This window comes from Coprobacter sp., from assembly GCF_982436375.1.
Window position 1 is genome coordinate 1 of sequence record NZ_CEWDCG010000088.1, and the last position, 12,216, is coordinate 12,216.

A 12,216-nucleotide genomic window follows, 5' to 3' on the forward strand; every position below is an offset into this window, starting at 1 on the left:
GAGTAAAGAGGTGTGAGATTCAAGAACTTTTTGTACTAAAGTTCTTTGAACCTCTTTTTTTACTAATTTTGTGCTCCCAAAATTAGAAGTTATGCAAGAGCAATCTTTCCCGAAAGCTGCTGAGAGTACAGCTTTTCGAGTGTTATTGGCATTGGGCCTTTCTCATTTATTAAATGATACATTACAGTCTGTAATTACAGCTGTATATCCTTTGTTGAAAGAGAGTATGGCTTTGAGTTTTGTCCAGATCGGATTCATAACATTGGTTTACCAGATATCGGCTTCGGTATTTCAACCGTTAGTCGGGTTTTATTTGGATAAAAAGCCTAATCCGTGGTTCTTGCCGATCGGGATGAGTTTTACTCTCATCGGACTTGTTGTTTTAGCTTTTTCGGGAACTTTGCATCAGGTTTTATTCTCTGTGTTTTTGGTGGGTATAGGATCTTCTATACTGCATCCGGAGGCGTCTCGTCTTACTTCTTTAGCTTCCGGTGGGAAGCGAGGACTTGCCCAATCGGTTTTTCAGGTCGGTGGGAATATGGGAAGTTCATTAGGCCCGTTACTTGCTGCGTTGTGTATAGCGCCTTATGGACAGCGTAATATCGTGTTTTTTGCCCTATTGGCTTTATGTGCCATAATTGTAATGATACCCATTTGCCGGTGGTACAAAAGAAAACTGAAGGCTTTACGGTTAAATAAGGATGGAATGAAAACTGAGGTTATGTCACCGTTATCTCGTAAAAAGACGATATTTTCGTTGTCGGTTTTGTTGATTTTGATTTTTTCCAAATATGTTTATTTAGCAAGTATAACCAGCTACTATACATTTTTTCTAATAGAGAAATTCGATGTAACTGTTCGTGATTCGCAATTCTTTCTGTTTGCTTTTCTGTTCGCTTCGGCACTTGGCATTCTGTTGGGAGGGCCGGTTGGAGATAAAGTAGGCCGGAAATATGTAATCTGGGCTTCTATTTTAGGAGCAGCACCTTTCAGTTTGATTATGCCTCATGCAAATCTTTTATGGACTTGTATTTTAAGTATCCTTATCGGATTGATTCTTTCTTCGGCTTTTTCTGCCATATTGGTTTATGCTCAAGAATTATTACCATCTAAACTCGGCCTGATTTCGGGGCTTTTTTTTGGTTTGGCTTTTGGAATTGCTGGAATTGCTTCGGCTGTTTTAGGAGGTTTGGCAGATAAGTTCGGAATAGAGTATGTATATCAATTGTGTGCTTATATGCCTTTATTGGGATTGATTGCTTGGTTTTTACCGGATATACGTAAGATAAAAAAATAGAGATGTATCTTTGGGTAATTATATTTGAATAATCCATTAAGATACATCTCCGAGCGAATTATTCTTTTTTAGCTCCGGCTTTAATCCATTCTTTCAGTAAAGTTATATCGTCATTTTTTAAAGAAGATAAGGTCGTATGGTTTGTTTTGGTAGCTTGAGCGTCTGTCAGTACCGTAATGATAAAACTGCTGTTTGGAAGTCCCGGTTCGACTAACATTTTATCCGGATGGGTTGAAGAAGCTTTATTTATCAAGGCATCGTAACTTTTATCTTCCGTAAGATACAAACCTCCGGCACCGCCATGACAGGCAGTACATTGGTTAAATACCTGTTCCTGGATGCGGTTATATTGTACAAGGTTTACATTCATATCAGATAGGGATATATTTGTTTCACTACCGGATAATTGTTGTTCATTGAGATTACATACCCATTTTCTGTTATTCATGATCGATACGGCAATATTCTTGGCTTCGAATGGCACATTGTGCATCAGGTAAGTACCTGAGCCTTCATCGTTTTTTTCCAGCAGTAGGGTAGTTAGCGGAGTATCCTCGTTATCACCGAAAGATGTGAGTTTCAGTTCATATTCTTCGGGCCATGCATTAACACCGAAGAAATGGAGAGTTACATTTACATTGCGTCCGCTGTACTCTTCTTCCTTGGGATATATGTCTCCACTGTCACAAGCTGAAAATGCAAGTAATCCTGCTATTATAATAAAAGAATATTTCATTTTTGGAATTTTTAAAAAGTATATTGCAACATTACTGTGGCGCTGTGCATTGCCATTCCGTTATCGTCCATGTCTCTGTCGAGTTGAGTTTCATGTCCCCAACGACCTATGTATTGGTACATTGCTTGCAATTTTAGATTACACCGAGAAAAGAAATAGTTGAGACCCACGGCAGGCATGTTCAAGCTTCCGTCTTTATCCGTTCCGTTTCTGTCAAAAAAGTCGTATCGTAAAGCTGTTTGTAGTTTGCTCGTGACAAAATATCCCCCTTGTATATAAGCTCCCCAAGCCGTAAAATCGGCTGTAGATTGCATCCGTTTAGTGAAATTCATACGCAACATATAAGCCTCGCCCGATATATAAAATCGGTTTTTTAACCATGCGAATTCAAATCCGGCACGTAAATCATCGCTACTTTCGTCTTCGGCTTCTACATTATAATTTCCCGAAATGGCAAATAAAAGTTTGTTGTTGTGCAGATCGTCCGGATTTCCTTGATAGGTCGGCATCGGACCGAACGGCATATATGCAAAACGTGCGGCATATAAAAGAGACGGGATACCTTTATGATCATCGCTTGTCGTTTTGGTTGCAGTGTTTACGTCTATTCCTGTCCCATTAAATACGCCGACCTGATATCCCCATTTTTGTTTGATGAGTCCGTGTAATTCTATTCCTAAGTCGAAGCCTGTTGCAATATTGGGCTTTACGGCATTTAATGATTTGTCGAGATTGACTCCTGTGGTTAGCGATGACGGTAATACCGGGAAAAGTGTTTCTCCTAAAGTAACTAAGTAAGCCTGATTATAAGGCGTTTTAAATTTCCCTGCACGTAATTGCAAAGCCTCTTTCATTTTTACATCGAACCAAGCTTGTTGTAACAATGCTCCTCCGCTTTGGGATGCGTTCAGGGCAAAGTTGAATGTCAGTCTGCCAAATGCCCTGCCTGAAAAACCTATGATCGCATTTGGTATGGCAAATCCCGAATTTGCGATTTTATCCTGATCTGCAAGATTTAAACCTTCATCATCATAATAATTAAATTTTCCGGCTATTTGTATGAGGGCGTACGGTTTAAATAGAAATTTTTTATTTTTTGTTTGAAAGCTGAATCCTTGCCTTCCTGCCGAAGAGATTACCCCGTTATCGATGTCGTTATCATCATTATTTTGAGCTGTTACCGGAATTATTAAGAAAGAAAATAACAGCAGAGCTATACTTAGTTTTGAATAGATATATTTCATAATTTGTAGATCGTAATAAAATGAATGTTTTATAAACTTTCGATAAAAAGAATCAGTGCGTCCCGGTCTTCCTTGCTCATCCTTTTGAACAGTTCGCGCGACACGGCACCTTCACCTCCGTGCCACATGATCGCCTCTTTTAAGTTGCGTGCACGTCCGTCATGTAAGAATTCTGTATGTCCGTTAACCACCTCTTGCAAGCCTATACCCCATAATGGCGTTGTCCGCCATTCAGCTCCGGTTGCCAGACCTGCCGAAAGGTGGTCGTCTAATTCGGGCCCCATATCGTGTAGAAGATAATCTGAATATGGGTGTATAACCTGATTGCAAAGCCAAGGCAGTCGAGTACCGTTAAGTAATAAAGGCGCATCTGCACGGGTGTGTAAAGTGGGCATATGGCACAAATCGCATTTCGCTTTATAGAAGTTTTCTTCACCTTTTTTTACTTCGGCGTTATTGACATATCTTCGGGCAGGTACACCTAAAGCGTGCAGATAGAAATCGACATATTCCATATCTTTCGTACTTATTTGTATCCCCTGTAATCCGTGAGGCGATTGGCTTTGGCCTTCGCAAACTTCTTCAGGATAACGGTCGTTTGTGACACCCAGATCCGAAGAAAAACCGAGTTCTACCGTCAAGTCCAAATGGTTGGCTTTATTTCCGGATACTCCGATTTTCCGTACCCCTTTTTCCGTTACATAATTTAGTTTTCCGCTGATTCCGTATTCCGGATAATTGCTTTGAGCTGCAATTTTTATGAGTTCCGTTTGGCTGAGTGCCATCATTTGTCCCATCCCTACATGACGCAACGGAATACGAGGACTTATATATAGGTCTTCGGGACGAATACTATCGGCATACCATTCGGTAACTCGATAATGCGGTGTTTGTAGTTCATATTCTTCTCCGTCCGGAAATTTGAACTTTTCTGTTGTATATGTTACAGAAAGTTTTCCTTCAGCTTGGCTACCCACAATGCTTTGATCATGCAGTACGCGCCCGTATTGGCGAAAATAACCGCCGTCTTTACGTGTTATGTAGATTAATATGGAGGAAAAGCCGTTTCCTGAACCTCCATGAGTAAACAAAGTTGATGAGGTTCTTCCTGCATTATTATGGCAGCTTCCGCAAGAATAGCCTCCGTATACTGGTCCTAATCCTCCTGTAGAAGGATCGTTCCCGCTAACCCTAGGGTCATCATATAACATATCTCCGTTGGTAAACATTGTTTCCAGATCGCCTGTTACCCAGTTAGCTTCGGTGTCGTATGCACGGCTGGAGGATGAGAATATTGTAGAAGTTCCGGCGGACAGTTCTTTATAGCTGGCTACAGTTCCGTTCGGCTTCAGTATTACCGTGTCATCAAGAGCTTCGCTACAACTATAGAGAAGCATTGCCGGGACAATAGTCCGGGCAATGCTGAGTATCAGGGGAAACGAGAACAAATTTTTAAAAAATCTGTATTTTGTCATTTTAAGAATTCAAAAAATATTTTTAAAGGACACTTTTTATTTTTTCAAGTGATTTATTCAATTCGGCTAATTTATCCATTGCTGTATCTATTGTTGCAACTTTTCCTTTTGTGACTTGATCCCGGAAGGGTGCAGGAATGTCCCGAATCGCTTTTCTTGCATCAGAAATCGCTTTGGTTATTTCCGCATCCAAGTCACTATTTTTTGACGCTACATAAGCCGACATGCTGGTTTCTGATTTTCGGGTTGCCGCCGGTCCTCCCAAATAAGAATTCTCAATACTGATTATGTTATTTTCATAATCGTCCAAAGAATTGAAACTATACCATGATTCTACGGCATATACATCTTGTTCGTGATAGGGATTTCCGATTTTTTGTGTTCCTACTTCATTCGCTATGTTACACAATCCGTTATCGATTATTTCTTCAAGTACTTGATTTTGAGTTTTATATTTTTGATACATGTTCGGATTTCTCAATAATTCGGCAAATCCGTCTTCTCCTCCGGCAATTGTGATTTCATCATTTTCAATCAACTCTGCATCGCGTTGATCGCTTATTGCTTTTTCACCGTGCCATTCTGCCCAAAGACGTACGGTATCATCCAATAATTTTTTTGTTACATAATAGATGTACTCTTTTTGGCGGGAAGAAATGGATGAAATATCTCGGGGATTTCCGTTTAAGAAAATAAGATATTCAAGTGTATGAAACCCTGAATTGTCTTGTGCAAAAGTTTGTTCTGCTATGTTTTGGCTACTATTTAACAACGCCTCTATATTTACTTGGTCGAGAGGCCATGAGTCTAAAGATGGGTCTATGCTGTAATTAGCTGCCGGACCATATAGAAATCCCTCGCTCAATTCCCACGGTTCACGGGCATTTCTCCATGCCGCACAAACAGCATTGAGCTGATCTTGTGTTGCTGTTTCGCTTTCGAACATAACGGTTACGGCGTCCATCAGATCCCATACTTTAGCTTTCATATCATCATAAGTAGGCAGTACGGTAAGATCGATATAATCATTGATAAGGGCAGTTTTTACCGGATCCATAGCCGAATCATCCACTGTGTTATCATTGTTATTATCGTCGCTACATGATGATACGGCAAATGCCATAGAGCTTATGAATAAGCTCATTACTAACCAATTTTTCTTTTTCATACGTGTTTTGTAGATTATTTATTAATTTATTTTGTTATTTAGAAAAGAACCAACCGATATAAGCTAATCCTAATGATATAGTACTTTCATTATTGAAATGTCCTCCTCCGATCCATCTGCGTGTATAGTCTGCTTTGGCAACGAGATTGGGGAGTATATAATAGTTTAAGCCTGCAGTAATAAGATCCACTTTGTAGCGAGGGTCGGCAGAAATGCTGCTTGCTGTCTTGTGCATCGAATTATAATATTCGTAACGTACAAATGGAAATAAATTGAATTTGTGGTTAAAAAATGCACCGATGTTGTATCCTGCCTCTGCACCGTATGTCAAAACATCTTTTGCAATAGGGGTTTCTGAATATCCCAATGCTGTGGGATTTCTTAAATTTTCTTTGTAAATAAGGTCGCTTTCGGTCAGATTTCCGTATATAACGTTTGCTCGTGCAATAATATCGCGGCTGTAATATTGCGCATCAGCAGATAAAATGGTAATTGCACCTTTTATCCCTTCCATTCGGCTCGGTTTAGTTGAGTTTTTAGCTGTGCTTGGAGTATAATATGCCGATATGCCGAATCTCGTATTTTTAACACCCGAATAATCTACCCGTGCTGCATATGCCGGATTGGTCATATTCGGTATTTCAAATTTGTTTTGTTTTCCGTTTTTAATCCAATTGGCAGCATCGAATCCGTTGGGATCTAATCCGCTGATGACCATTGCTTGATAGTCGAAATCTCCGGCTTTTCCCAAGATAGCGATCCCGGTTTCATGCCAAGTAGACGGGATTATCTGTGTTTCGCCTTCCGGTCGTGTAGCACCGAAAAAGAATATCGGTTCGTGATGTGCATTTGTCAATCCTATAGGTACGATCATGTGTCCTGCTCGTACGGCAAATGCCGGATGAAATATTTTAGTAATGTGGAATTGTTCCAATGCAACTTCTCCACCTTTTTCTATTTCGGCTTCGTATTCACCTCCTTCAGTGTATTCATGTTCTATACTTGCACCCGTACCTCCGTATTCGAATTCTATTTCAGCGGATAAAATAATGGACGGAGTAAATTTGTAATCGAAAGCTAACACAAAACGGGGAAGCGATATAGAAGATCGTTTGTCGCTCGGAGAGCCCGCTCCGCCGTTCCCGAAACGATATGGGCCATAATCCATATGTTGGAAAAGCATTTCTCCGTAACTACCGACTCTGAATTTTTTATATTCTTCGTGATTTTTTACTTTTGTAGTATCGTTGTTTTGAAAATTTCGGGCTTGTATGTCCCTGACATAAAATAAAAGTAGAATAAGGAATGTTAAAGTAGTAAATCTTTTCATTTTTTTTGATGTTTATGCAGGAGACAAAGGTATAAGTGTTGTAAAGTGTTGACAATACCTAAAAATAAGTATTATTTTGTTTATTCTCATTATAAATCGGGATTCTTGTCTGTCATTATTTATACTGAAAAAACTTTGTCGAAATACCTATAAATGGGGATTGTATTTTTAGCTAATAATCTGTTATTTTGCGCCTGTACTTAAACATATAAAAGAAAGAATATGAGTGACAACATACCCAAATATAAAGCGACGGATAAGATGAGCGATCTTATTTGTGAAAACTATACTTTATTGATGGTGATGAGCCGTTTCGGTTTGCCGTTAGGGTTCGGGGATAAAAATGTAAAAGAAGTTTGCGATGCTTGTAATGTAGATTATAAAACGTTTTTGGCAGTCGTCAATTTTATGGATACCGGACAATTTGTTGTCGGAGGGGCAGATTTTTCTATCCAAGCATTAATGGAGTATCTGAAAAATTCTCATTCTTATTTCCTTGATTTTTGTCTGCCGGCGATTCGTCGTAAATTGATTGAAGCGATAGATTGTTCTCAAGATGGTGTAGCTATTCTGATTTTGAAATTTTATGATGAATATGTTAACGAAGTACGCCGGCATATGGAATATGAAGACAATATGGTTTTTGGATATGTTTTGTCTTTATTAGAGGGAAAGAAGAATTCTGATTATAATATATTGGTATTTGCCCGAAAGCATAATCAGATACAGACGAAACTTACCGAATTGAAAAATATAATTATTAAATATTATCCGGCAGAAAAAAGTAATAATAGTTTGAACTCCGTCTTGTTCGATATTTATTCTTGTGAACAAGATTTGGCATCACATTGTAATTTGGAAGATTTGTTGTTTGTTCCGGCTGTTGCTCAACTTGAAAAAAAATTCGAGGAAAATGAAAAGTAATGAAGCGATAAGAATTGTTATTGCTGAAAATTCTGTGATTATCCGGAATGGTATGACTGCGGTACTTAAACGTGTTCCGAATTTGAAGATACAGCCGATGGAGGTGTTGAGTACAGATGCTTTACAAGAGTTCATACGAATGCATACGCCGGATATACTTATTGTCAATCCCGTGTTTGACGGATATTTCGATTTGAATCGATTTAGAGAAAATCCTCGTACATCCCATATTAAATGTATTGCGTTACAAGGTGCTTTGTTGGATACGACTCTTTTGAATAAATATGATGGGGTTATTTCTATATTCGATGATATGGATACGATAACCGGGAAGATTCTTCAATTATTACAGAGAGATTCTGGAAATGAAGATATTGAAGAAGAATCTGAGTCACTCAGTTATCGGGAGAAAGAGATCGTGGTTTGTGTTGTTAAGGGAATGACTAACAAAGAAATTGCATCGAAATTGTGTTTGTCTATCCATACCGTTATTACTCATCGTCGTAATATTGTACGTAAATTGCAGATACATTCTCCTGCCGGACTGACGATTTATGCCATAGTAAATAAGTTGGTTGAGCTTGATGATGTGAAGAAATAAACAATTTTCCATGAAAATCCGTTTAATTAGGAGATGTTTCTATTTTTTGAGGAAGAGTAGTGGACTATTATCTGTCGATTGAAAACGTAAAAAAGACCTGAGAGGGTTATCTTATTGAAAAATTGTTTTTTTAGAACTGAGACATATCGTTGATTTTATTGTGACTAAACCTCTTCTTATTCAGTATTTTATGAATGAGAGATAAAATACCATAAATGTGGTATAGGATGAGTTTTTCTTAAAACCTACCTTTGCCAAATATGATATGATAATTGTTAAATGGAGAATGATATGGCAAGAATAGCTAAAAGTTTGACCGAATTGGTCGGGAATACACCATTATTGGAGTTTTCTAATTTTAATGCAAGCAAGAATTTGCGGGCGAGAGTAGTAGGTAAGCTGGAATATTTTAATCCTGCAGGTAGTGTGAAAGATCGAATTGCTTTGGCAATGATTGAGGATGCAGAGACACGTGGAGTCTTAAAACCGGGTGCTACGATTATAGAACCGACCAGTGGAAATACCGGAGTCGGATTGGCTTTTGTATCTTCTTCTAAAGGATATAACCTAATTCTCACAATGCCCGATACTATGAGTATTGAACGTAGAAACTTGCTCAAGGCATTGGGGGCTCAACTTGTACTGACTCCCGGAGCAGAAGGAATGAAGGGGGCTATTGCCAAAGCCGAATCTTTAAAGAATGAAATTCCCGGATCGATTATTCTGCAACAATTTGAGAATCCTGCTAATCCGGCTGTCCATCGAAGAACTACTGGAGAAGAAATTTGGAGGGATACTGATGGTAAAATCGATATATTTGTGGCTGGAGTAGGTACTGGAGGAACAATAAGCGGTGTCGGAGAAACATTGAAGAAGCATAATCCTGCGATAAAAATTGTTGCAGTAGAGCCTGCGGATTCTCCTGTCTTATCTGGAGGAGAACCCGGACCTCATAAAATACAGGGTATAGGAGCTGGGTTTATTCCCCGAACTTATAAAGGGGAAGTTGTTGATCTGATTATTCCAGTACAGAATGACGATGCTATACGTACTAGTAGAGAATTGGCAAAAAAAGAAGGACTTTTAGTCGGAATATCTTCCGGAGCAGCAGTTTATGCTGCATCTGAATTGGCGAAGCTTCCGGAGAATGCCAGGAAAACTATCGTTGCATTACTTCCTGATACCGGTGAACGTTATTTGTCCACAGTCCTTTATGCTTTTGAAGAATATCCTTTGGATTAAAAGGTAAATAACAGAGGCCTGCACGGGCCTGATTTGAGAATTTTTTATTGAGAAACTTAAAATGATTCTAAGGCTGTCTTTATGACAGCCTTATTTTTTATATGCAGTATTCTGCCATGTCGATTATTCCGGCACGAAAGGCATACCGGGTTGCTTCATGTATATTGTTAACGTTCAGTTTTCGGAATATATTTTTTTTGTGAGTAATAATGGTATGTACGCTTGATATGCGGATTGCCGCGATTTCTTTAACGGATTTTCCTTGTGCCACCAGTTTTAGTATTTCTATTTCTGTAGTAGTTAGTAAAGATTGTCCGATGATTCCTTGTTCTGTATTATTTTGCAGTTGATTTTTTGATTGGGCACACAAATATTGTTTATCGGAAATCGTATATTTTAAGGCATCAGAAATTTCTTGAAATGAGGAATTTTTGAATAAGACGCTGAATGCCTTGTCAGAATAAATGTTGCGGATAAATTCGGTAGTAAGTTCTTCCGAGAATAAGATCCATCGGACAGAGGGAAATCGTTCGTGTAAGTTTATCAACTCCTCGATTCTTGAAAAATCGAAAAGTGTATAATCTAAGATGATTATAGCTTGAGAATTTTTTTTAAGTAAATCGGGCAGTTCCTGTTTTGAATATATATGTATAATACGTTCGGAAAGATGTAATTCCCGTATTATGAAATTTAATCCGGCTCGTGTAATAGCTTGGTTATCGGCAAGTATATAATATTTTTGAGACATGCAGATTTAATAATGAGCATTCGGTTTATTCGAATTTTTCGTGATAAGCCTTTTCAAGTTGATTTAAAGCACGGTCGAGAATAGCTCGTGGACATGCGATATTCATACGCATAAAACCTTCTCCTTCTTTTCCGAACATGCTTCCGTCATTTAGGGCAAGATGGGCTTTGTCGACAAAAAAATCGACCAGATCTTTTTGTGACAAGCAAAGCTCTCTGCAATCTAAAAAAATTAAAAAAGAGGCTTGTGGAATTATTGCTTTTATACGGGGCATTTTTTCTTTTAGGTACTGTTCGGTATAAATTACATTCTCTTGAAGGTATTCCAATACTTGCGATAACCATTCTTCTCCGTAAGTATAGGCAGCTTCTACGCTCCTGAATGCAAATACATGTCCTTCGGTAAGATCGCTTCCTTCTGTGAATTTTTTGAATTTTTCTCGAAGGAATTCGTTTTTTATTATGCAGAATGAACTGGCGAGTCCTGCCATATTGAATGCTTTACTGGGTGACATGAAAACCAGCGAATTATCTGCGGCTTCTTTTGATACTGTAGCAAAAGGTATATGTTGATATGGCGGGAAAGTGAGATCGGCATGAATTTCATCAGAAAAAACTAATACATTGTTTTGGGCACAAATAGAAGCAATCCGTTTCAGTTCTTCCATATTCCACACTCGTCCGCCAGGATTGTGTGGGTTACAAAGAATAAAGACTTTACAGCCTTTTATCTGTTTTTCAAATTGTTCGAAATCGATTTGGTATTGTTCGTCTTTTAAGATTAACGGACAAAATACGACCTTACGGTTTTCATTTTCCGTAACTAAAAAGAACGGGTGATAAACAGGAGGCATTACCAATATTTTATCTTTCGGTGAAGTAAAACATTTTATTGCGAAAGCAAGTCCGGGGACGATACCCGGAGTGTAAGAGATCGATTTGCGTTCTATACTCCAATTATATCGTTTTTTCAGCCAATTGATAATTGCCGAATAATAAGAATCGGGCTTGCTCGTATAGCCTAAAATAGGGTGTTGACACCGTTTTTGTAATACTTCCATGATAAATGGAGGTGTCGCTAAGTCCATATCGGCTACCCAAAGCGGAATAAGATCATTTCTTCCCCATCGGGTAAGCAATGCTTCTTGTTTTATAGCATCAGTGTTATTTCTGTCTATTATTGTGTCGAAATTATATTTCATAATAGGGGCGGTTTTTAATATAGAGTCTTATTGTTTTTATTATGCAGAGACTTATTTTCTTAAAAAGAACTTTTGTACAGAACGTGTCTGCATAGACGATTCTCGGAAATTATATTCGGATGATCGAATTCTCCGATTTTTTGTAATCCGATTTTTTGCATGATACGTTCAGATCGTTTATTGATAGCAGCAGTGAAAGAGTATATCTCTTTAATATTTAAATTAATAAATCCATATTGAAGGCATGCTT

General features: G+C 38.3%; 12 protein-coding genes. 4 read left to right on the forward strand and 8 right to left on the reverse strand.

The genetic code is table 11. From position 1 onward, the window contains the following. The first annotated feature begins 91 nt into the window (after positions 1–91). Entirely contained in the window at positions 92–1,297 is a 1,206-nt protein-coding gene (locus AC1WHX_RS06575) for an MFS transporter (protein ID WP_195595782.1), read from the forward strand. Between the two features lie 58 nt (positions 1,298–1,355). Here the strand turns inward: AC1WHX_RS06575 and AC1WHX_RS06580 are convergent, their stop codons facing one another. The 5 genes from AC1WHX_RS06580 to AC1WHX_RS06600 form a co-directional block, all read right to left on the reverse strand. Continuing rightward, positions 1,356–2,033, reverse strand: a complete 678-nt coding sequence (locus AC1WHX_RS06580; RefSeq protein ID WP_270738543.1) for a hypothetical protein — start codon at positions 2,031–2,033, stop codon at positions 1,356–1,358. A gap of 11 nt (positions 2,034–2,044) precedes the next feature. Continuing rightward, positions 2,045–3,277 (reverse strand): porin, encoded by a 1,233-nt coding sequence (locus tag AC1WHX_RS06585; protein ID WP_270738542.1) that lies wholly within the window; start codon positions 3,275–3,277, stop codon positions 2,045–2,047. A gap of 29 nt (positions 3,278–3,306) precedes the next feature. After that, positions 3,307–4,674, reverse strand: coding sequence for a di-heme oxidoredictase family protein (locus AC1WHX_RS06590; protein WP_183037566.1), 1,368 nt, complete (start codon positions 4,672–4,674; stop codon positions 3,307–3,309). Positions 4,675–4,774: 100 nt separating this feature from the next. Further along, a complete protein-coding gene (locus tag AC1WHX_RS06595) occupies positions 4,775–5,920 on the reverse strand; it encodes an imelysin family protein (RefSeq protein WP_278582682.1) in 1,146 nt (381 codons plus the stop codon). Between the two features lie 34 nt (positions 5,921–5,954). Continuing rightward, positions 5,955–7,250: a hypothetical protein gene (locus AC1WHX_RS06600; RefSeq protein ID WP_270213986.1), complete on the reverse strand. Its 1,296-nt coding sequence runs from the start codon at positions 7,248–7,250 to the stop codon at positions 5,955–5,957. Positions 7,251–7,472: 222 nt separating this feature from the next. Between AC1WHX_RS06600 and AC1WHX_RS06605 the strand changes: the two genes are divergently transcribed. The 3 genes from AC1WHX_RS06605 (at position 7,473) to cysK (ending at position 10,017) form a co-directional block, all read left to right on the forward strand. Then, the gene (locus tag AC1WHX_RS06605) at positions 7,473–8,174 is read left to right on the forward strand and encodes a hemerythrin domain-containing protein (protein WP_195595785.1); all 702 of its coding nucleotides are present in this window, start codon (positions 7,473–7,475) and stop codon (positions 8,172–8,174) included. Beyond that, positions 8,164–8,775: a response regulator transcription factor gene (locus AC1WHX_RS06610; RefSeq protein ID WP_009316497.1), complete on the forward strand. Its 612-nt coding sequence runs from the start codon at positions 8,164–8,166 to the stop codon at positions 8,773–8,775. Before AC1WHX_RS06605 ends, AC1WHX_RS06610 begins: the two co-directional genes overlap by 11 nt. A gap of 291 nt (positions 8,776–9,066) precedes the next feature. Beyond that, entirely contained in the window at positions 9,067–10,017 is a 951-nt protein-coding gene (cysK, locus tag AC1WHX_RS06615; protein ID WP_270738540.1) for a cysteine synthase A, read from the forward strand. Positions 10,018–10,114: 97 nt separating this feature from the next. Here cysK and AC1WHX_RS06620 read toward each other — a convergent pair whose 3' ends face one another. From AC1WHX_RS06620 to AC1WHX_RS06630, 3 genes are all read right to left on the reverse strand, one after another. Further along, on the reverse strand, positions 10,115–10,765 hold the full coding sequence (locus tag AC1WHX_RS06620; protein WP_009316500.1) for a response regulator transcription factor: 651 nt from the start codon (positions 10,763–10,765) through the stop codon (positions 10,115–10,117). A 25-nt stretch (positions 10,766–10,790) separates the two neighbouring features. Beyond that, on the reverse strand, positions 10,791–11,966 hold the full coding sequence (locus AC1WHX_RS06625; protein WP_270738539.1) for a MalY/PatB family protein: 1,176 nt from the start codon (positions 11,964–11,966) through the stop codon (positions 10,791–10,793). Between the two features lie 59 nt (positions 11,967–12,025). Next, a partial coding sequence (locus tag AC1WHX_RS06630; RefSeq protein WP_481229033.1) for a GNAT family N-acetyltransferase occupies positions 12,026–12,216 on the reverse strand: 191 nt, incomplete at its 5' end.